Source organism: Symplocastrum torsivum (assembly GCF_059505465.1).
Genome location: NZ_JCACKQ010000014.1, coordinates 38111 through 60237, shown reverse-complemented (window position 1 = coordinate 60237; position 22127 = coordinate 38111). Strand labels below are relative to the sequence as shown.

17 protein-coding genes are annotated in these 22127 nt (G+C 46.5%); 8 read left to right on the top strand and 9 right to left on the bottom strand.

Features of this window, described 5'->3' with window-relative positions; all coding sequences use genetic code 11:
• The first annotated feature begins 53 nt into the window (after positions 1 to 53).
• Complete coding sequence (locus AC5JL3_RS04940; RefSeq protein WP_496073417.1) at positions 54 to 1658, top strand: adenylate/guanylate cyclase domain-containing protein; 1605 nt, start codon at positions 54 to 56, stop codon at positions 1656 to 1658.
• 169 nt (positions 1659 to 1827) lie between these two features.
• On the opposite strand, the gene AC5JL3_RS04935 is transcribed toward AC5JL3_RS04940, so the two are convergent.
• On the bottom strand, positions 1828 to 2325 hold the full coding sequence (locus AC5JL3_RS04935; RefSeq protein WP_496073416.1) for an SLOG cluster 4 domain-containing protein: 498 nt from the start codon (positions 2323 to 2325) through the stop codon (positions 1828 to 1830).
• Between the two features lie 14 nt (positions 2326 to 2339).
• Complete coding sequence (locus AC5JL3_RS04930) at positions 2340 to 3224, bottom strand: 4-hydroxybenzoate solanesyltransferase (protein ID WP_496073415.1); 885 nt, start codon at positions 3222 to 3224, stop codon at positions 2340 to 2342.
• Between the two features lie 187 nt (positions 3225 to 3411).
• Here AC5JL3_RS04930 and AC5JL3_RS04925 point away from each other — a divergent pair, with 187 nt between their 5' ends.
• Positions 3412 to 5064 (top strand): Ppx/GppA phosphatase family protein, encoded by a 1653-nt coding sequence (locus AC5JL3_RS04925; RefSeq protein WP_496073414.1) that lies wholly within the window; start codon positions 3412 to 3414, stop codon positions 5062 to 5064.
• Between the two features lie 25 nt (positions 5065 to 5089).
• On the opposite strand, the gene AC5JL3_RS04920 is transcribed toward AC5JL3_RS04925, so the two are convergent.
• Both AC5JL3_RS04920 and AC5JL3_RS04915 read right to left on the bottom strand, forming a co-directional pair.
• Positions 5090 to 5260 carry a hypothetical protein gene (locus AC5JL3_RS04920; RefSeq protein ID WP_496073413.1) on the bottom strand — a complete coding sequence of 57 codons (171 nt, stop codon included), beginning with the start codon at positions 5258 to 5260 and terminating at the stop codon, positions 5090 to 5092.
• A gap of 69 nt (positions 5261 to 5329) precedes the next feature.
• The gene (locus AC5JL3_RS04915; RefSeq protein WP_496073412.1) at positions 5330 to 6592 is read right to left on the bottom strand and encodes a DUF7453 family protein; all 1263 of its coding nucleotides are present in this window, start codon (positions 6590 to 6592) and stop codon (positions 5330 to 5332) included.
• A 311-nt stretch (positions 6593 to 6903) separates the two neighbouring features.
• On the opposite strand from AC5JL3_RS04915, the gene ppk1 reads away from it, so the two are divergent.
• From ppk1 to AC5JL3_RS04895, 4 genes are all read left to right on the top strand, one after another.
• Positions 6904 to 9027: a polyphosphate kinase 1 gene (ppk1, locus tag AC5JL3_RS04910; protein WP_496073411.1), complete on the top strand. Its 2124-nt coding sequence runs from the start codon at positions 6904 to 6906 to the stop codon at positions 9025 to 9027.
• A 117-nt stretch (positions 9028 to 9144) separates the two neighbouring features.
• Entirely contained in the window at positions 9145 to 10434 is a 1290-nt protein-coding gene (locus tag AC5JL3_RS04905; RefSeq protein ID WP_496073410.1) for a glucose-1-phosphate adenylyltransferase, read from the top strand.
• Positions 10435 to 10604: 170 nt separating this feature from the next.
• A complete protein-coding gene (locus tag AC5JL3_RS04900) occupies positions 10605 to 11120 on the top strand; it encodes an AAA family ATPase (protein WP_496073409.1) in 516 nt (171 codons plus the stop codon).
• Between the two features lie 200 nt (positions 11121 to 11320).
• The gene (locus AC5JL3_RS04895; RefSeq protein WP_496073408.1) at positions 11321 to 12352 is read left to right on the top strand and encodes a DnaJ C-terminal domain-containing protein; all 1032 of its coding nucleotides are present in this window, start codon (positions 11321 to 11323) and stop codon (positions 12350 to 12352) included.
• Between the two features lie 111 nt (positions 12353 to 12463).
• Here the strand turns inward: AC5JL3_RS04895 and AC5JL3_RS04890 are convergent, their stop codons facing one another.
• From AC5JL3_RS04890 to AC5JL3_RS04875, 4 genes are all read right to left on the bottom strand, one after another.
• Positions 12464 to 12694: a hypothetical protein gene (locus AC5JL3_RS04890; protein ID WP_192219479.1), complete on the bottom strand. Its 231-nt coding sequence runs from the start codon at positions 12692 to 12694 to the stop codon at positions 12464 to 12466.
• Positions 12695 to 12788: 94 nt separating this feature from the next.
• Positions 12789 to 13331 carry a peroxiredoxin family protein gene (locus tag AC5JL3_RS04885; RefSeq protein WP_496073407.1) on the bottom strand — a complete coding sequence of 181 codons (543 nt, stop codon included), beginning with the start codon at positions 13329 to 13331 and terminating at the stop codon, positions 12789 to 12791.
• A 251-nt stretch (positions 13332 to 13582) separates the two neighbouring features.
• The gene (locus tag AC5JL3_RS04880) at positions 13583 to 14188 is read right to left on the bottom strand and encodes a peroxiredoxin (protein ID WP_496073406.1); all 606 of its coding nucleotides are present in this window, start codon (positions 14186 to 14188) and stop codon (positions 13583 to 13585) included.
• A 572-nt stretch (positions 14189 to 14760) separates the two neighbouring features.
• The gene (locus AC5JL3_RS04875; protein ID WP_496073405.1) at positions 14761 to 14895 is read right to left on the bottom strand and encodes a hypothetical protein; all 135 of its coding nucleotides are present in this window, start codon (positions 14893 to 14895) and stop codon (positions 14761 to 14763) included.
• 90 nt (positions 14896 to 14985) lie between these two features.
• Here AC5JL3_RS04875 and AC5JL3_RS04870 point away from each other — a divergent pair, with 90 nt between their 5' ends.
• The gene (locus tag AC5JL3_RS04870; protein WP_496073404.1) at positions 14986 to 17019 is read left to right on the top strand and encodes a hypothetical protein; all 2034 of its coding nucleotides are present in this window, start codon (positions 14986 to 14988) and stop codon (positions 17017 to 17019) included.
• A 139-nt stretch (positions 17020 to 17158) separates the two neighbouring features.
• A complete protein-coding gene (locus AC5JL3_RS04865) occupies positions 17159 to 18400 on the top strand; it encodes a TIGR03032 family protein (RefSeq protein WP_496073403.1) in 1242 nt (413 codons plus the stop codon).
• A 41-nt stretch (positions 18401 to 18441) separates the two neighbouring features.
• On the opposite strand, the gene AC5JL3_RS04860 is transcribed toward AC5JL3_RS04865, so the two are convergent.
• The gene (locus AC5JL3_RS04860) at positions 18442 to 22071 is read right to left on the bottom strand and encodes an NB-ARC domain-containing protein (protein WP_496073402.1); all 3630 of its coding nucleotides are present in this window, start codon (positions 22069 to 22071) and stop codon (positions 18442 to 18444) included.
• Between the last annotated feature and the right edge of the window lie 56 nt (positions 22072 to 22127).

Genomic DNA, 22127 nt, shown 5'->3' with positions numbered 1-22127 from the left:
TATACAGGTCTTTTACACAATATAGTTTTTGTCAAGGTATAAACCTTAAGACGATGACGATGCAGGCACAACAAGTATCAACGCAACAGCTTATTTTAGAAATCGAAAGGCTGCGTCAGGAAGTAAAAGACCTAAAGCAGGACAAAACTGACTTGGAGATTTTGCTAGAGACGACAACTGCCCATGCTGACGCAATTGAAGCTCAGTTGCATCAGTCAAACCAACAACTACAAGCCGAAATTGTTGAACGCCAACGCGCTCAAGCTGTACTCCAGGCTTTAGCCTCGGAACTTCAGTCGCTGGTGACAGATATTACTAGAGACAAAGCTGATCTAGAAATCTTATTAGAAACAGCCACTGAACATGGCGATGCTGTAGAAGATTTACTATACAACAGCGCTCAGGACATGGCTTGCAAAGGTGAGAAGAAGCTGAAGAAATTTCTGGAAGCTATGCCTGTCGGTGTCGGCGTTCTGGATGCTAACGGCAAACCCTACTACGGCAATCAGATGGCGCAGCAGTTACTTTGCCAGGGGAGGGCACCGTTCGTCTCGGCGGAAGAATTGCCGGAGGCTTTTCAAATCTATGTTGCAGGAACTAACACACTGTATCCTAGTGACCAACTTCCTGGAATGAGGGCATTAAAGGGTGAAAATGCAACGGCTGATAATCTAGAAATCCATAGAGGCGATAAGGTTATCCCAATCGAGAGTTGGGGAACACCAATTTTTGATGACAAGGGAAACGTTATCTATTCAATCATTGCCTTTCAAGATATTACTGAACGTAAACGGGCAGAAGCTGAGAGCCAAAACTTTACCCATGAACTCTTTGCACTCAACGAAGCTTATGAACGCTTTGTGCCTCGTCAATTTCTTCAGCTATTGAATAAAGAAAGCATAGTTGATGTCCAATTCGGCGATCAGGTGCAGAAAGAGATGTCGATTCTCTTCTCTGATATCCGCGATTTTACCATGCTCTCAGAGAGCATGACTCCCCAAGAAAATTTTAAATTTATTAATGCTTATTTATCTCGTATGGAACCAGCGATTATTGAAAATCAAGGTTTCATTGATAAATATATTGGCGATGAAATTATGGCATTGTTTAGTGGTGGTGCTGATAGTGCGGTTAAAGCTGGAATTGCAATGCTGCAAACGCTGACAGAATACAATCAGCATCGTGCTAAACAAGGTTATGTCCCGCTACAGATTGGTATTGGTATTAATACAGGTTCTTTGATGCTGGGGACAGTCGGGGGGGAATCTCGAATGGATAGTACGGTGATTGGTGATGCCGTTAATTTAGCGTCTCGGATGGAAGAGTTGACTAAAAACTACGGTGTATCATTATTAATTTCTCATCATACTTTTTTGCAATTACAAGACTATAACCAATACAATTTCAGATTTATTGATCGGTTGAAAGTTAAAGGAAAATCAGCCGCTGTTAGTGTCTATGAGATATTCGACGCTGATCCTCTAGAAGTTCGAGAAGGCAAGTTAGCGACTAAACAAGAATTTGAAAAAGGTCTGCTGCTCTACAATCTGGGTTCTTTTAGTGAGGCAGTCCACCTGTTTAAAGACTGTCTACGGATTAACCCAAAAGATACAGTGGCTCAAATTTATTTGAAACGCTGCCAAAAGTTTCTATTTTGACGACGCAGTTCCTGTTATTGGTAGTTGCAGGTTTCCTACAAGATTTCACCTCGAAATTAAGGAGTTCGATTATCCTCTTTTGTTACTTTGGAACTTGGGTGTTGGGCGAAGCATTCTTGAACAGAGCTTCTACGTTGTAAGCTTAGAAGCGTTGCTAGGGCTTTAATCCCTAGAATTGGCTTTTCAAGAAATTTTTGACAATTTCAATAGCAGCAACTGGTGTTTCAGCAAGTAATACGGCAGTAGTTGAGAGGCTGGAAAAAAAGCGTTGACCTTCTGGATGGTCAGTCAACAAAACGACAGGTTTATTTGCCTTTATAGCGAGTGCGACTTCAGACGCTGTACCTGCCCCCATGCCACAGGCAATCACGACCTCACTGGAAAGGACGTTGATATTGTTCCGGGCATTGCCCATGTCGGTGAAAATCGGGATATCGATCGCATTAGAGATACCACTAGCGTCAGCAGTTGGCAAAATACCCACTGTTAGACCATTGGCTGCTTTTGCCCCTGTATTCGCCGCGTCCATGACACCAACATTCTTGCCTCCTGTCAGGAGAACCCATCCTTCTTGAGCAATTAGTTTGCCCAGTTCATAGGCATTGGCACAGTCAGTCTCGGATGCACCAGTGCCTGGCCCCATAACCCCAATTATTGTTTTGCTCATCGGTCAAATTCAAATCACAAAACCAACCCAGCAATCATCCCAGCTAGTACAACAAAGCCAATCCAAACATTTTGGCGGAAAATATCACCATAAACGGGTCTTGGAAGGTCTGGCTGGCGTAGTCGAATATATTGCCAAGCCCAACCGAAGGTAGCGATACCCAGTGCTAACCAAAAGCCAGGTTGTAACTCCATCACAATACCCAGTCTTATCAGTAAACCAGCCGTACCCGCAAAGAAGATACCCACAGCCTCAGCCGCATGATCCCCAAAGAACAGCGCACTGGAACGAACACCAATTTTCCGATCATCCTCACGGTCTGACATCGCGTAGACTGTATCAAACCCTAATGTCCAAAGCACTGTTGCCCCCCAAAGCCACCAAGTAGCAGGTTCCAAATTGCCCGTGACAGCACTCCAACTGATCAGGACACCAAACCCCCAAGCAATAGACAGCACTAACTGAGGTACAGGAAACACCCGCTTTGCTGATGGGTAGAAAACGATGACTGGCACAGCAGCAACGCAAAGCCAGAAGGTGAACGGGTTGAGATACAGGGCAAGCACACCCGCACAACCCATTGCAATGAAGGCAACAATAACGCCGATTTTAACGGAGAGGGCACGGGAGGCAAGAGGGCGATCGCGTGTTCGTTCTACTTGCGGGTCAATATCTTTATCCCACAAGTCATTAATTACACAACCTGCCGCACTGGTTGCCAAAGTCCCCAGGATAATCACGCCCACTAGTGGCGTAGGTGGCGTACCGTTAGCGGCTAAAAAGACTGCCCATAAGGCGGGAATCATCAAAATCAGACGACCTGCTGGCTTGTCCCATCGCAAAAGTTTAATAACAGTTAGCCATGTAGGTGCAGGATTTGGTTGTTGCTGGGTCAACATGAAAGGAATAATAGATTGAATGACAGGTTTGTTTAATAGGGTGTAGCAAGCTCCTCAGTTTTTCCGGAGCTGCTTTTCATAATTTAGGACTGGACAATAGGCGAGAGTGCCTATTTACTAAATCCCCTTTAAAGATATCGTTATCCGTAGAATCTAGGCTAGGGCTGTCACTGGGGATACATTAGTCATGCTTAATTCCGTTGCCAAAGAGAGTACTGTGAATATTTCTACTGCTACTGCAAAGCAAGACCGCATTCTTGCCGCTATTGATATTGGGACAAATTCTATTCACATGGTGGTTGTGCGGGTTGACCCAGTGCTGCCAACGTTTACGATTATTGCTAAGGAGAAAGATACAGTACGTTTAGGCGATCGCGACCCACGTACAGGCGATTTGACTCCGGAAGCGATGGAAAGGGCAATCAAGGCTTTGCAACGCTGTCAGAAACTCGCAAAAAGCTTCAATGCTGAACAAATTGTCGCTGTGGCAACCAGCGCGGCGCGAGAAGCCCCAAATGGGCGAGACTTTATCAAGCGGATAGATTCAGAACTAGGGTTATTTGTCAACCTAATTTCTGGTCAAGAAGAAGCGCGGCGGATTTACCTGGGTGTCCTCTCTGGGATGGAATTCAACAACCACCCTCACATCATTATTGACATCGGCGGTGGTTCTACGGAATTAATTTTGGGGGATAGTCACGAACCTCGTACCCTCAGCAGCACTAAGGTGGGAGCAGTTCGCCTCACAGCGGAATTCATCACCACTGACCCAATCAGTAGCACCGAGTTTCAATACCTGCAAGCTTATATTCGAGGAATGCTAGAGCGACCCGTTGAGGAGGTGCGAGTTCACCTGCAACCAGGTGAACAACCTCGCTTAGTCGGGACATCTGGCACGATTGAGTCGCTAGCAACCATTCATGCGAGGGAAAAACTGGGCATGGTGCCAAATCCTCTCAATGGCTACCAACTCAGTCGCAAAGATATCAAGGAACTCGTCAAGCGCTTAGCAGCGATGAATTATGCTGAACGTGCGGCAATTCCAGGAATGTCAGATCGGCGATCGGAAATCATTGTTGCTGGGGCACTAATTTTATTGGAAGCAATGACACTCTTGGGCATTGAGTCGTTAATGATTGGGGAACGCGCACTCCGGGAAGGGGTAATCGTTGACTGGATGCTCTCCCACGGTTTAATTGAAGATCGACTGCGCTATCAAGGCTCAGTACGCGAACGTAGTGTCCTCAAAATTGCTCAGAAATATCAAGTTAACCTAGAATACTCTCAACGAGTTGCCACCTTTGCCCTCAGCTTATTCGACCAAACCACAGGACACCTCCACAACTGGGATACAGACACCCGCGAACTCCTTTGGGCTGCTGCAATCTTACACAACTGCGGTGTGTATGTGAGTCATTCAGCACACCACAAGCATTCCTATTATCTAATTCGCAATGGTGAACTTCTCGGCTTTGCAGAATCTGAAATTGAAGTAATCGCCAATCTAGCGCGTTACCATCGCCAGAGTACTCCTAAGAAAAAGCACTCAAACTACAGCAACCTACCGAGTAAAAAGCATCGACAGTTAGTTAGTCAGCTTAGTGCAATCTTACGCTTAGCCGTTGCTCTCGACCGACGACAGATTGGTGCAATTGAGCGAGTGCGCTGCGAGTTCCATCCAGATACTCAAGAATTGCACTTGGGACTACAGCCATCTCATCCAGGTGATGACTGTGCCTTGGAACTCTGGAGTTTGGATTACAAGAAAGGTGTCTTTGAAGAGGAATTTGGTGTCAGGTTGATAGCTACCCTGGAACCAGCATCAGTAGTAATGAGTTAATTAATTCAATCCCCATTAACTCAGATTAAAGATTAGTTTGCCGCTGTATCAAGAACCTGCGATGAACTAAAATGTGGCAAGCCTCAATGCTGACTGCTGAAAGCTGATAGCTGACGGCTTCAATCACACCTGGAACCTCCCTACGCGATCGCAAGTCAGCTAGCTGAAATAGTGAAATGACTGCTGGACAGAGCAAGTTCCAAGCTCAAGTCTAAAGTCATTCGGCTTCTAACACTCAAAACTTACCCATAACCCAACTGTTGTATTAGTTTTGCTTCGGCACGTACCGCAAATTATCTAAATCCCTTGGAACTACAGGGATAGATGTTTGTCGTGCAACAAATAGCCCTGCACCGAAACCGATTCTGACATCCTCTAGGTCAGATAATGAGGCAGCAAAGACAATATCACCCAGATCATTAACATCAGGTAAGCCACTAAACACAGGCCCATTATCAGGTCGCGCTAGCCGTAGGATACCTAAGTCTGTAGGAACAATTTCGCCCTGAGTAACAACTTTCCGCAGTCTTGTGCCATCACCCGCCCAGATTGCGCGTAAACCCTCAGTATCAAAAGCACGGAAAACGGTCAGACCATTGTTATTCAGTCTCGGTGGGAAGCGTTCAATCTGTGAGATTTGCCCATCCCCTTCGATCGCAATTAGCTGTGTTTTTTTGCCATCCATCCGGAAAATGCCGCGTTGACCAGAACTTAAGGTTGCGGTAAAGGCAATTTGTCCGTTGTCATTAAAGCCGATGCTGTTGTCGAAGCTTTGATACGCTGAGTCAGTATCATGACTCTGATTAGACACAACGAGTGTGGAGTCGCCATCTAAGTCAAAAATCCGGATTTGGTCAGGACGTTCATTGCCAATATCCCCAGGTTGTCCCAACCGTACCTTTGCCGCGATTTGTCCTTTGTTGTTAAAAGCAGGAAGAAATAAGAAGGAATAGATGCTTGATGAATCCAGGTTACTCATCAAGGCAAGAACTGATATCGTCGTGGATGGCGTAGCACTATAGGCAGCGAACCCATAGGAATCCGCAAATTTAGCTCGGAATCCGACTGCGCCAGAATCATTTAGTGTTGGGGATGTGCAGGCACAACTTCCGAATGGACCAGCGGTTAAGTGAGTCGTTTCACTATTTACTGCCTCATACATCCAGATTCCGTTCTGACGCGATCGCAATTGTTCCCAAACTAAACACTCATGATTATTTAAAGACACTTTGCTCAACATCGTGCCTTTCGGTGCAACATACACCAAACGCCCTGTGCGCTCAGTTCCGTACCAAATTGCTTGATTCCAAGCACCTAGAACCTTAAAGGCAACGTTGCCATTGTTGTTGATCGAGGGGGAGATATTTCCAAACGAATACCAATCCGGTAGGTTATAACCTTGTGGGCGTTTGATGTTCTGGTGTTGTGTACCAGACGGATGCGAACGGAGTAACGCCCCGCTATCACACCTGGCTTGTAGCTGGTAGGTGTACCGACAGGAACTGCTTGAGTAATTAGCCTGAAACATCAATCTCCCAAGACTTGCTATCTGATTGCCGCATGAGTGACGAGGAGAAGCAGGATAAGACGAGGCGATCGCATTCCTCAATCTTATAAGCTATCAACTATCAGCTATCAACCCAACAAGTTGATTATCCCTATCGAATGATAGGTTATTGAGCGGTTCGCTCACGGTAGGATAAAGTGACAAATTAGCTAAACCCTAGTCCATTACTGGTTTTGAAACACCAGACGTTCTAGTGTGTCATGGCATAAGCTCCTCAACAACTTGCCGATGTTGCCACTGAACTAGTGGCGGGACAGTGCAACCTCAACATCATGACGAAATCGAAAACGACTGTCACTGAAATTAACCTGAGAGACCCGCAATATTACTTCAACCGGGAACTCAGCTGGCTGGAATTTAATAACCGAGTCTTACGTGAAGCCACTGACCCTCGAACGCCACTGCTGGAACGTCTCAAGTTCATGGGAATTTTCAGCTCTAATTTAGATGAATTCTTCATGGTTCGCGTTGCGGCACTGAAGCAGCAGGTAGCGGCGCAGGTAAGAAAGTTATCACCGGATGGTCGGACACCAAGTGAACAGTTGGAAGCTATCAACAAACGGTTGCTGCCGATGGTAATGGAGCAACATCAGCATTTTGAGAAGGTACTGCGACCGCAACTTGCGCGAGAGGGTATCTACCTTCTCGACTACATGGACTTGAACCAAGAACAGCGAACTTACCTTCAAAACTACTTTGAGGAGCAAATTTTTCCGGTTCTAACCCCCTTAGCCGTTGACCCTAGCCATCCATTCCCTCATATTTCCAACCTCAGCTTGAGTTTAGCCGTGGTGGTGAAAGACCCTGAAACGGGGGAAGAATTGTTTGCACGAGTGAAAGTTCCGAAAACCTTACCTCGGTTTGTCCCTCTCCCTGAAGAATTGCGGCATCGGAGAAAAGGACAACCCGTTACCTGGACAGGTGTTCCCCTAGAACAGGTGATTGCCCACAATTTGGAGTTTTTATTTCCGGGGATGAATATACAGGAATATCATCCATTCCGGATTACTCGAAATGCCGATTTGGAGGTGGAGGAAGACGAAGCGGATGACCTCCTCTTTGCAATTGAGCAAGAACTGCGTAAGCGACGTCTTGGTGGTTCAGCTGTACGGGTGGAGATTCAAGCCACAACACCTGATACGGTGCGAGGAATGCTAATGCGGGAGATGGGGTTAAAACATGGAGATATCTACGAAGTGGAAGGGCTGCTGGGACTGGGAGATTTGATGTCGTTTATGGAACTGCCACTTCCAGAACTAAAAGACCCTTCATGGACACCACAGGTGCCTCACCGTTTGCTATCTCCCTCTGGGGAAGAGGAGGTGGAAGATTTTTTTAGCGTGATTCGGCAGTCGGATTTACTCCTCCATCATCCCTATGACTCGTTTTCTGGCACTGTGCTGCGCTTCATTACTGAGGCGGCGCACGACCCAGATGTTCTGGCAATTAAGATGACACTGTACCGTACCTCCGGTGATTCCCCAATTGTCGATGCGTTGATTTCAGCCGCAGAAAATGGCAAACAGGTAGCGGCATTAGTGGAACTCAAAGCCCGCTTTGATGAAAAGAATAATATCATCTGGGCGCGGAAGCTAGAGCAATCTGGCGTTCATGTGGTATATGGATTAGTCGGTTTAAAGACGCATACGAAAGTCGTGCTGGTGGTGCGTCGAGAAGAAGACTGTATTCGTCGCTATGTCCACGTTGGCACGGGCAACTATAACCCTAAGACAGCAAGAATCTATACCGATTTAGGGTTATTGAGTTGTCGTGAAGATCTAGGGGCAGATTTGACGGACTTATTCAACTTTTTGACAGGTTACTCCAGGCAACGGTCTTATCGTAAGTTGATGATTGCACCGGTGAATTTACGCGATCGCTTTTATGCCCTCATCCAGCGCGAAATTGAACATTGTCGCAATGGTTTTAGCGGTCGCATTGTTGCCAAAATGAATGCCCTTGTTGACCCACAAATGATTACCAAACTTTATGAGGCATCTCAAGCTGGGGTTCAAATTGATCTGATTGTGCGCGGCATGTGTTGTCTGCGTCCAGGGATTGAAGGTATTAGTGACAATATTCGTGTAATTAGCATTGTGGGTCGTTATTTAGAACATTCGCGAATTTATTACTTCCACAACCAGGGTAAAGAGGATGTTTATATCGGTAGTGCAGACTGGATGACCCGGAACTTGGATCGACGGGTAGAAGCCATCGTGCCAGTCGAAGACCCAGAGATTGTAAAAGACCTCCAAGAAATCTTGGCTGTCATGCTAGCAGATGACCGTCAAGCTTGGGATTTGCAACTCGATGGTCAATACATCCAACGACATCCCGTTGACCAAACAAAAGAGCAATGCGCCCAAAAAATCCTCATGGAGATGGCACTTCAGTAACTAAATCGTTAGAAGTTAAGCGGTTCTGAATCAACTCATAACTTTTAACCCCTTGCAATTGGGCGCCACACAATTAGACACTAAATTTGACAACCCACCGCAGTTAAGAGGTCTTCTGTGAAAAAAGTTTTAGGTATCATTCTCGGAGGTGGCGCTGGCACCCGCTTGTACCCACTAACCAAACTGCGGGCTAAACCAGCCGTACCATTGGCAGGAAAGTATCGCTTGATTGATATTCCGGTCAGTAACTGCATTAACTCAGAGATTTTTAAAATCTATGTAATGACCCAATTTAATTCAGCATCTCTCAATCGACACATTGGTCGTACCTACAGCTTTTCCGGCTTCACTGAAGGGTTTGTTGAAGTGCTAGCTGCCCAGCAAACCTCGGATAATCCTAGCTGGTTTCAGGGAACCGCTGATGCTGTTCGTCAGTACCTCTGGTTATTGCAGGAGTGGGAGGTTGATGAATACCTGATTCTCTCAGGAGACCATCTTTATCGGATGGATTACCGCGATTTTGTACAACGTCATCGAGACACTGGCGCAGATATTACACTTTCGGTTGTGCCTATCGATGAAAAACGTGCCTCGGATTTTGGCTTGATGAAAATTGATGATCGCGGTCGAGTGATTGATTTTAGCGAAAAGCCGAAAGGCGATGCATTGAAAAAAATGCAGGTCGATACAACAACACTCGGTCTAGACGCAAAACAGGCAAAGGAAACTCCCTATATTGCCTCTATGGGGATTTATGTCTTCAAAAAAGAGGTATTGACAGATTTGCTAAATAAATCTCCAGAGCAAACTGATTTTGGTAAAGAAATTATTCCAGCGTCATCAAAGGACTATAACGTTCAGGCTTACCTATTTAATGACTACTGGGAAGATATTGGGACAATTGAAGCCTTCTATGAGGCTAATTTGGCACTAACGCGACAGCCTCGCCCACCTTTCAGCTTCTACGACGAAAAAGCCCCGATTTATACTCGTGCTCGTTATTTGCCTCCCACTAAACTCTTAAATTGCCAAGTGACAGAATCAATGATTGGGGAAGGCTGCATTCTCAAAGAGTGCCGAATTAATCACTCAGTATTGGGAATTCGTTCTCGCGTTGAAGCCGGTTGTGTGATTGAGGACAGTCTGATCATGGGTGCTGACTTCTATGAACCCTATGCAGAACGGCAGTCCGATTGCGAAACTGACACAATTCCCTTGGGTATTGGTACGAACTCAACGATTCGCCGTGCCATCATCGACAAAAACGCCCGCATTGGTTGCGATGTTCAAATCATTAATAAGGACAGAGTAGAGGATGCAGAGCGTGAGAAACAAGGCTTTTATATCCGCAACGGTATCATCGTCGTGTTTAAAAATGCAGTAATTCCGGATGGAACAGTGATTTAGTCATTGTTTAGAGCGGTTAGCACTCAGCTATCAGCTATCAGCTTGACTTGATATTTAGAGCCTCTTGAAAGAGTGCTTTGCACTACTCTGTGCAAATCTTCTTTTCCTTAAATAAGGGGATTGCATTGAATCGCTGATAGCTGAATGCTGATAGCTTTTTCTTATGACCAATGAACAGACTGATTCTGCTGATTGGGCTTCCTGGTAGCGGCAAATCTTCTTTGGTGTCCATGCTAACTGCTGCATATCCTGGAAGTCAGGTCATTTCTACAGATGCCATCCGTGCAGAGTTGTTTGGTTCGGAAAGTGTCCAAGGCCCGTGGTTATTGGTATTGCCTCAAGTAGAGCAGCAAATGCGGCAAGCTGTAGAACAGTCGGTTATGGCGATTTATGATGCCACTAATGCAGTCCAGTGTCACCGTGTTGAGGCGATCGCACTAGCACGGTCAACAGGTTTTACCAAAATCACTGGCATCTGGTTAGATACGCCAGTTCTAATGTGTTTAGAACGAAACCAAAAGCGATCGCGGATTGTTCCTAATGAGGTAATTTGGCAAATGCACTCCTCGCTGCTGGATGCCCCACCAAGCTTGAAAGATGGATTGGATCGCCTGATTCGCCACTCACCAGCAAGTACGGAAATTGCGATCGCGTCACAGAGGAAGAACCGAACTCAACTAACTTGACGGCTTTGTTACGCTAGCTTTGAGGCAAATATTAACTAAATTTCACAATTTCTCAGCTTACAACTTGCCTCAGCCTCGTTGACGACGTTGGCAATTACACCCTTAGTATTAAAGCTTGGTAGGAAAAGAGTAGCCGCGTCGTTAGGGTAGCGAAGGATAAAACTTAGACTAAATCTTTAAGAGTAGAGGAGACACCCGTTATGGCTGCAACTGACTTCAAAGACTACTACGCCATCCTGGGATTAAATAAAACAGCTAGTGCTGATGAAATCAAAAAGACATTTCGGCGACTTGCCCGGAAATACCACCCGGACATGAACCCTGGTGATAAACAAGCCGAAGCTCACTTTAAAGAAGTCAGCGAAGCCTACGAAGTGTTGTCTGACCCAGAGAAACGCCAGAAATACGATCAATTCGGGCAGTACTGGAAGCAAGCTGGACAGGGATGGCCCTCTGGCGCTGGTGGACCTGGTGGTGTCGGTGTCGATGTTGGTGGCTTTGATTTTAGCCAGTACGGTAGTTTTGACGAGTTCATTAATGAATTGCTAGGTCGCTTTGGCACGGGTGCGGCTGGCAGTACGGGTCGAACTTACACCTACCGCACTGGGACAGGTGCCGGAGGATTTAATGGCGGGTTTAACGACTTTGGAGGCTTTAGCGACTACTCAAATTTTGATGGTCGTACAGCGGGTGTTGGTGCTGACCGGGAAGCTACGATTACTCTGAGTTGGTCTGAAGCGTTCCATGGTGTCCAAAAACGCATCAAGCTGGGTAATGAAGTTATTGATGTCCGGATTCCCCCTGGCGCAAAAGCAGGAAGCCGCATTCGTTTAAGAGGTAAGGGTCAGCTAATCGCTCCAAATCAGCCACGGGGAGATTTGTACTTGAATGTGGAACTAAAACCTCACCCTTTCTTTCAGTTTGATGGAGACAATCTCCTGTGCGAAGTACCCGTGACACCTGATGAAGCCGTGTTGGGGACATCAATCCAGGTACCAACACCAGATGGGACTGTAAGTGTAAACGTTCCTGCTGGTATTCGTTCAGGTCAATCCTTACGGCTACGTGGAAAAGGCTGGCCACGACCCAAGGGTGAGCGTAGTGACCAGTTAGTACGGATTATGATTGTGACACCAAAAGAACTTAGTAAAGTTGAGCGGGAGTACTACGAAAAAATCCGTGACAATCGTACATTCAATCCCCGTAGTCACCTATCGCAGATTCAACTTTAATCATTAGTTGTTAGTTTTTGGTTGTTAGTGAATTAAGAGGCATAGAAAGCGTTAAGTACAAGGTTTCAAAATGTGTCTAGATTCGGTCAAACAACTAACAACTAACAACTTTTACCTTCGCTTAACGAGTGCCCCTGCTGCGGCTTGTAGAGAGGCGTAGTCAGTTTCCGGCTGACCGTTGATGTAGTATTTGCCTTCTACTGATTCGCAGATTGTGCCGACGACTAGCCCATCCGCGCCATAGACTGCCAGTAGCTGCGCGATCGCATCGGGTTGAAAACCCTGGAGAGTGGTAGTCCAATCACTTTTATCAATTGCACCAATCCTAATTGTCTCTTCCATATCATTGGCTCCTATCAAAATTTCAGGCAAGGGCAGGGAGTAGTCGGCAGACCCGTTCTAACACTTCTCACGCTAATTAAAAGTGCCTCGCGAATTATAGCTTCTCAATCGCGTTGAGCAATGTCTCTACTGTTGCATTAGAAGCTAGGAAAGAAAATAGATGTTTAAACCGGAGTGTTCCACTACTGTCTAGAAGAAATTGAGCAGGTAAGGGAGCACCTATGGCTTGACCCACTTCATACGATTGAAAGCTGCGGCAACTGGGGTCACTTAGCAGTGGCATTTTTAAACCCAAGTCTTTGACAACGTGTTGGCTAGCTTGAGAGTCTGTACTCGTAATCATTAACACCTCAACGCCTTTTTCGAGAAAGCGTTCATAGTTCTCGTTCATGGCTTTGATATGAGGGAAGCACAGAGGACAATACTGCTTTTCCGTGAAGATGCGAGTAAAGGCGAGGAGAACAGGTTGCTTGTTCCGGTAGTCCGATAGCCTGACTTGAAGGTTGTTGGTAATATCAGGCAGATCAAAGTCAGGAGTCGTTGTTCCCAGATTTAATGTATTAGTTGCTGGTATGGGGAAAAAATTGCGGAAGAATCGCTCGTTGAGTAAACCGCTAAAATCACTGGACGTTAACATCAAGTGCAGCCTCCTTCTTCATAATAATTAACAATATATAAAATTTAGCCCCAACACACTTGAGGTGAGCAAGTGTATCAGGGCAGTTGTTTGGGTTGAATTTATAGCAGTTCTCGGTTCAATGAGGTACAGCTAAAGGCTGCTTTCACAAGCGCTACTGGTCAGGAAAACAAAAAAGCTGATGGCTGATAGCTGAGGGCTAACTGCTATATTCGTCTAGCCCTGAAGTGAAGCATCAGCTTTTACGTTAGTTAGACAGAGGCGAAGAAGACTTTGGATTTTACAGGGTCAGGAACCATTGTCTTGTCTCCAGGCTGCCAACCGGCTGGGCAAACTTCGTCGGGATGCGCCTGAACGTATTGAAGCGCTTTCAGGGTACGCAGGGTTTCATCAACGCTACGACCAAAGGAGAGGTTGTTGATGGTTGCGTGCTGGATAATACCATCTTTGTCGATGATGAATAAACCACGCAAAGCAACACCCGCTTCAGGGTCAAGCACGTTGTAAGCGGTACTGATTTCTTTTTTGATATCAGAAACCAAAGGATAGCTCAGATCGCCAATACCACCAGACTTACGGTCTGTCTGAATCCAGGCGAGGTGAGAGAATTCACTGTCAACAGAGACACCTAGAACTTCGGTGCCGACTTCTTTGAATTCTTCAAAGCGATCGCTAAACGCTGTAATCTCAGTAGGGCAGACAAATGTGAAGTCAAGCGGATAGAAAAACAGGACGACATATTTGCCCCGATAGTCAGACAATTTAATTGTCTTGAACTCTTGATCGACTACAGCAGTGGCAGTGAATTCTGGAGCCTGCTGTCCTACGCGCAGACATCCTTCTGTCGGGCTAGTCATGAAATTATTCTCCTTAAATTTTCTGACGTATACGTTGGCTACACGTCACCAGTAAGGTTATTACAACCTTACTCATGTTGACAAAACTTGATAGTTTACGAACTGTTACAACTATATCATAGTCATAACGATTTTGAGTAGGGCTTTTAGAGCAGTCAGCTATTAGCTATCAGCCGTCAGCTTGACCTAGTAGCGTTCCATGACGAGGAATGAAGCGATAGGCTATAGGGATGTTAGGTAATAACTTGTAATGCTGCTCTCCTATAGCTACAGCTATCGCCCCAAGCTAAAACCCTAATAGTTGTACTTACGTTTTTTCTTGCCTACCTACTTACAGGTCGCTCATTTTTATCGAGGTTAGAGAAATTGACCACAAAGGTAGAGGAAGCAATCGCTCGTAACTCACTTGTCATTTTCTAACAAGCCGAGAGCTTTTAGCGTAACTTTCTGTGCTTCGGTTAAACCAGTAACTCCAGTGATATTCGTGCCTCTGTAGAGTTCGGATGCTTTCAGCACTTTTAGGCACTCACCCCAATAAGTTACTCAAAAGTCGGTCACAAGTCAGTACATTCTCAGTCTCGATCTCGGTCAACGGCAAGTTTTGATGGATGTGTAGAGATGTGATGACCGCTGTGGATTTTTAAGAGTACTAACACAGCGATCGCCCAACCCTCTATCCTGAGGTATAGGAAATTTAATTTACTCACTCAATCGCCTAGTGATACATGGGGAAGCTTTTTTCCGGCCTTCCCTGGATTAGGGCTGCCCGCTAATACTTCAACGTAATAATTTTTACAATGCCAATTCCATTTTTCAATCTTTCAGACCTCACAGGATCTAACGGCTTTACCATCAACGGCGTTGCCCCTTATGACACATCAGGCTACTTCGTCAGTGATGCCGGAGACATCAACGGCGATGGCATTGATGACCTAATTATCGGCGCACCTGGATTTAATGGGAGTAATCCTGACGCCACCACCTCTCCTGGCTATAGCTATGTCGTGTTCGGAAAGCTAGGAGGATTTTCGGCTAACTTCGAGCTTAGTGCACTAGACGGCACTAACGGCTTTGCCATGAAGGGCATTGCGGAAAATGACGCCACAGGCTGGAGTGTCAGCGGTGCTGGAGACATCAACGACGATGGTATTGATGACCTGATTATCGGAACTCGTTCTGCTGACCCCAACGGACTGATTGATGCAGGCTCCAGCTATTTGGTGTTCGGCTCCACATCAGGATTCGCTCCGACGCTCAACCTCAGTGACCTCAATGGCGCTAACGGCTTTACCATCAACGGTATTGCTGAAGGGAACGAAACAGGCAACAGTGTCAGTGGGATTGGGGACATCAATGGGGATGGTATTGATGACGTGGTGATCGGTGCCGTGTATGCTGACCCCAACAACCTCGATAAAGCAGGCAGTGCTTATGTGGTGTTCGGAAAGCAAGGCGGATTTTCTGCCAACTTCGACCTCAGTGAACTCGACGGCACCAACGGCTTCACCATCAACGGTATTGCCGAGGGGAACCAAACAGGCGTCAGTGTCAGCGGTGCTGGGGACTTCAACGGTGATGGCATTGATGACCTAATTATCGGTGCTTCTTATGCTGACCCTAACGGTAACTACTCTGGCTCTAGTTATCTTATCTTCGGTTCCGAAGAAGGATTCGCACCCACCCTCAACCTGAGTGCACTGGACGGCACTAATGGCTTCGCCATCAACGGTGCTAATGCTTATGACCTTGCAGGCAAAGTCAGCGCAGCTGGAGACGTTAATGGTGACGGCTTTGATGACCTAATTATCGGGGCATATGGGGCTAACGGCTTTGCAGGCGCAAGCTATGTAGTATTCGGTTCAGCTCAACCGCTTCCCCCTAACTTTAACCTCTCTGAACTCAATGGCACTAACGGCTTCGCCATCAACGGTATTAATCCTGGTGACTTCTCCGGCTTCAGTGTCAGTGGTGCCGGGGACTTCAACGGCGATGGTATTGATGACCTGATTATCGGCGCACCTTTCACTAACAACGCTGCGGGTCAAAGCTATATAGTATTCGGCTCTACAGAAGGATTCTCCGCCAGCATTAATCTCAGTGAACTCGACGGTACTAACGGCTTTGCTCTCAACGGTGTTAATGCCTCTGACTACTCAGGTATTTCAGTCAGCGCTGCCGGAGACATCAACGGCGATGGACTCGATGACTTGATTATTGGGGCTTCTTATGCAGACCCCAACGGCAACACCAATGCTGGCTCTAGTTATGTTGTTTTCGGCAGAACCCCGCTCATCGGAGACGCAGCCAACAATTCACTTTTCGGCACCGTCAGCGACGATACGATTTACGCTGGTGGCGGCAATGACCAGATCTTCGGCAGTGAGGGCGTCAACACTCTGTTTGGTCAGGATGGCAATGACTTGATTTACGGCGGTTCGCAAGTCGATTACATCTATGCTGGCAATGGGGACGATACCATCTACGCTAGCGAGGGCAACAATAAAATCTTCGGTGACGCTGGCAATGACATTATCTACTCCGGTTTTGGCAATGACCTGATTGATGGTGGTACTGGTAACGATACCATCTGGCTGGGAGGTGGACAGGACATAATTGTCCTGGCAAGCGGCGAGAGCTTCGATACGATTAACAACTTCCAGCTTGGTCAGACAACGCTTGGTCTATCTGGTGGCTTGACGTTTAATGACCTGGCGATCGCTCAACAAGGGAACGATACTCTAATCGAATTTGCCAGCAGTGGCGAAGGCTTGGCGCGTTTGAATGGGGTACAAGCTAGCAGTATCGGCTCTAATAGCTTCGTCATTGTTTAGTGCGCTCCAACTGATTTGAGAGTGTTTCACTCTTCGACAACGCACTCAGTTAGGGGAATCCGGCTCGGTTTCCCTAACTTTTCTTTCTTGTACTTCTCAGGACTTTTTCGCACATTTTCTCACGAACAAAAGACTATTCATGACTGATGCAATGCAATCAAACCCTAATGGCTTTGCGGCTAACGAACTTCCCCTAACAATCAAAGACGTACCGGACATAGGGGCGCACGCTGGAAATTTCCCCAATTCTGCTACCCCTTCAACCAGCGCCCCCTCCCTAGAAATCACTGCCTCTCGCCAGTTCACCTCCTGGTTAGCCGAGCAAAACCTGAGTCTTGTTTTCACCACCTATCAAGCGGGGAAAGTTTTTTTTATTGGGTTGCAACCGAATGGACAGTTGTCGGTATTTGAGCGTACCTTTGAGCGCTGTATGGGTTTGTATGGAAAGGGTTCAACTCTCTACATGAGTTCTCTGTATCAACTATGGCGGTTTGAAAATGCTCTCTCAGCGGGACAAGTTCACAATGGCTATGATGCTGTCTACGTGCCTCAGGTCGGTTACATCACGGGGGATTTGGACGTGCATGATGTGGTGGTAGAAGTACCCCCCCAGCTCCTCACTAAAGCTCCGGCCTTGCCATGGGGGGAGCAAGAAACACAGAATTTTGTTCCCCCTCTTACTAAGGAAGGGTTAGGGGGGATCATCTTTGTCAATACTCTATTTAGCTGTCTCGCCACAATCAGTGAAAAGTACAGCTTCATCCCCCTGTGGCAACCCCCCTTCATCTCCAAGCTAGCGGCAGAAGACCGTTGTCACCTGAACGGCTTGGCACAGCGAGACGGACAACCCCGTTACGTGACAGCAGTCAGCCAGAGTGATGTGGCGGACGGTTGGCGGGATAGAAGGCGGGATGGGGGTTGCGTTATTGATATCAGCAGCAACGAGGTAATTCTGACCGGACTTTCCATGCCCCACTCCCCCCGTTGGTACAGGGATAAGCTGTGGCTGCTCAACTCCGGCACTGGGGAATTTGGATATGCAGACATCGAACGAGGAATTTTTGAGCCAGTAGCTTTCTGTCCTGGTTATATGCGCGGCTGTGCCTTCAGCGGTGACTTCGCGATTGTCGGGCTATCCAAACCCCGGCATAACAAGACGTTTTCCGGCTTGTCTTTAGATGAAAACTTGCGTGCCAAAGATACCGAACCCCGCTGCGGACTACTGGTAATTGACCTGAGAAGCGGGGATATCGTCCACTCGTTGCGGATTGAAGGAGTGGTAGAGGAATTGTACGACGTGCAGGTGCTATCTGGAGTGCGTCGTCCGATGGCAATTGGCTTTAAAACCGACGAAATTCGCCGTGTTGTAACGATGGGGTAAGGGGGGAAGTACCCAGGATGCTGTAAGTTGTGGCTTGGGCTTTAAAAAATTAATACTTTGTTGCCCACATTCCGCTCATTCTCCATTTCTATCGCGCCGAGAGCTATCAGCGTCGCTTTCTGTGCTTCAATCAAACCTGTAACCCCAGTGATATTCATGCCTTCGTAGAGTCCGGGTGGTTTCAGTATTTTTAGGCACTCACCCGTATTGACATCCCACAGCCTTGCCGTTTCATCAGCACAGCCACTTGCTACAGTTTGACCATCCGGACTAAAACTGACTGAGTAGATTTCACGGGTATGTCCGGTGAGAGTTCTGATACATCTTCCAGTGCTGACATCCCATAGCCTCACCGTTCGATCGCAACTACCACTAACCAAGGTTTTTCCGTCTGGGCTAAAGGCAACTGACCATACCCAATTGGTATGCCCAGTCAATGTTTTGATGCAGTTACCCGTATTGACATCCCACAACTTCAACGTTTGATCGGCACTAGCACTAGCTACGATTTGACCATCCGGACTAAAGGCAACCCAAGCTACTTCATTTGTATGTCCAGTGAAGGTTTTTAAGCAACTGCCAGTGCTGACATCCCATAGTTTTACACAGTCAAAACTGCTACTGGCTAGGGTTTTACTGCTGGGACTGAAAGTGACGAAAAATGTGGAGAAGAAAAATATGGAATTGCTAGGTTCGGTACAAGTTCGGAAACATTGACCCGTTTGACAATCCCAGAACCTGATGCTCTGGTCAAGACCGCTAGTGGCTAAAGTTTTGCCATCTGGACTAAAGGCAACTCCATATACCCAATCAGTATGTCCCGTGAACGTTTTTATGCACTTGCCCGTATTGACATTCCATAACTTCAGCGTTTTGTCAGCACCCCCACTAGCGATTGTTTTACCATCGGGACTAAATGCGACTCCTATGACTGATTTAGTATGTCCCGTGAACGTTCTCACGCAACTGCCAGTATTGACATCCCACAGCCTCAGTGTAGTGTCAACGTTGCCACTAGCTAAGAGCTTACCGCAGGGACTAAAAGGAACTGCTAATACACAACTGTTATATCCGGTGTAAGTTTTGAAACATTTGCCTGTTTGACAATCCCAAAACCGAATTGTAAGGTCAAAACTACCACTCACTACTATTTGACCATCTGGACTGTTGGCGTAGCCTGCGCGTAGCGCATAGGTAACGGACTCTACGCGATCACTATGTCCGATGAAGGTTCTGACACAGCAACCCGTGCTAACATCCCACAACTTCACCGTTTTGTCATAACTACCACTCACTACGGTTTGACCATCCGGACTAAAAGCGACTGATGTGACTACACTGCTATGTCCCGTGCAAATTTCAACGAACTGACCATCACGGATATCCCAAAGCCTGACTGTGCAGTCAGCACTGCCACTCGCTAGGGTTTGACCATCCGGACTGAAGGCGACTGCATAGACCGAATTCGTATGTCCGTACAACGTCTTAAAGCACTTGCCCTTGCCTACATCCCAAAACTTTACCGTGCTGTCAGCACTAGCACTCGCTAAAATTTGACCATCCCGACTAAAGGCGACTGAATAGATTTCATTCGTATGTCCGGTGAACGTTCTAACGCAACTATCAGTCGTGACATTCCACAACTTTACTGTGTTATCAGCACTAGCACTCGCTAAAATTTGACCATCCGGACTGAAGGCGACTGAGTAGACTATATTACTATGTCCGGTGTAAGTTCTTAGACAGATGCCAGTACGAACATCCCAAAGCTTCACCGTGTGGTCATAACTACTACTCGCTAGGGTTTGACTATCTGGACTCCAAGCAACTGATTTTACCCAGTGGGTGTGTCCCTGAAAGGTCAAAATTTGTTTGCCTTTTTGCACGTCCCACAGGTGAATATTATTATCTATATCGGCCGTCGCCGCACATTTGCCATCTGGTGTCAGTGCTAGTGACGTAACAGGACTCAATATGTCAGAAAAAACCGATTGTCGCAGGTCAGAATTGGCAAAATTGACATTATGCAAGTTCATCCCCTGGAGGTTGGCTTGCCAAATTGTTAGATGAGAAAAGTCATAGCCGCTTAGGTCTACCTGTAATTGGCGCAGCAGGTTGATAATATTTCCGCCTACATATCCTGTCTGTTGTGGAGACTTTCCTCGCAGCATATCGAGAATTTGAGCGAGGCAACGTTCAAGAGTTTTGGGTTCTCTAAGACTTGCGGTTAATCTATCAATCAATGGTTGAAGGATGAGGCGGATTTGAGTATCTCTAATATAGTCTTTGGCTTGAGCCTTAATCAGAGCATGACTCCTCAAGAGTTGAAGGTTAGCAGGTTGCTTAGGACTTTCAACCTTTACTCCTTGAATTTCTTCAAAAATCCGCTCGATTAGTTGATTAATCGTGTACTCCATAACTACAGGTTGTTGGGTAAATCGAGCATTGTTTTTTTCAATCAATGACCGACGTTGCAAAGAGGCTAGTGCCTGTAAAACTTCACTGGCTGATATGGGGGAGACAAAATCCTCTTGCAATTCCTCCAATAAAACTGGCTCCCGATTAATCGCTAACCAGTACATAATCTCTTGTTCAAGTTGACTCAGACGCTGAAACTGTCGCTCTAACAAATCACGAATATCATCAAAAATAAACGTGCCTTGATTTAAAATTTTTAGGAAGTTAGAAAGATGGCTATCTAAAGAATCTCTAATCGCAGAAGCGACTATTTTTAAAGCTAAAGGATTCCCTACATAGTGTGAAATCACCGAATTCCACTCATTTTCTGACCCCGTAAAATCTCCTTTAGCCGAGAAAAATTTTCGTCCTTCTGCTTCTGGCAAACCCTTGAGTTGTAAGCAGCGAACGGGTAGGGTTTCCCCTTCTAATTCAGCTAGTCCTTGTGGTTTTTCCCGCGTTGTCAGTACCAAGCAACTGTTGTGGTGTGTTTCTCCAACACATTTGAGTAGCTGACCATACCCCTGATATCCTTCTTGATAGCGGCTCCTGCGATCGCCTGCTTGCAAAATTGACTCAGCATTATCCAAAACCAGCAGACAGCGCGAGGAACGTAAGTAATTTAGCAATCGCAAGATTCTGCCGTCCAGGTTAGTTGGCAGATTAGTTTCTTGTTGGTTAGAGAGAAATTGGATCAGTTCTGCCAATATCTCTTCTACAGGGGGGGCATTGCGAAGACTTCGCCAAATGACATACTCAAATTCTGATTGCAGCATTTGGGCAAGCTTGGCAGCCAAAGCCGTTTTGCCAATTCCACCCATCCCTAGCAGCACCACCAAACGGCAATTGCCCTGCACAATCCATTGTTCTAGAGTAGTCAGTTCATCACTACGACCAAAAAAAAACGAGGCATCTGGTGCCTCGCCCCAATCTTGATGTCTGTTGGCATTTGCTAGGGAGGATTTTGTGTCTACAGGCTGGGATGAAAACCCATTGCCCAAGTCAGAAATCTCTCGCCAATTCAGCCCCAATTGTTCACAAATTTCCACAAACGTCGCATAATCGACGGTTTTTCCATTGAGGAACCTGCCAACAGTAGATAAAGCGAATCCTAATTCTTCAGAGAAGGCTCTTTGGCTGCGAAAGCCATTGCGCTGGATGGCTAATTTGGCTTGCTTAATGCAGTCACTACGAATTTTGAGCGATCGTGACATAGCCTATTCTCCGAAAGTTATGCAGATTTTAGCAGAGTCAGTCAGTCGAAAGTCGG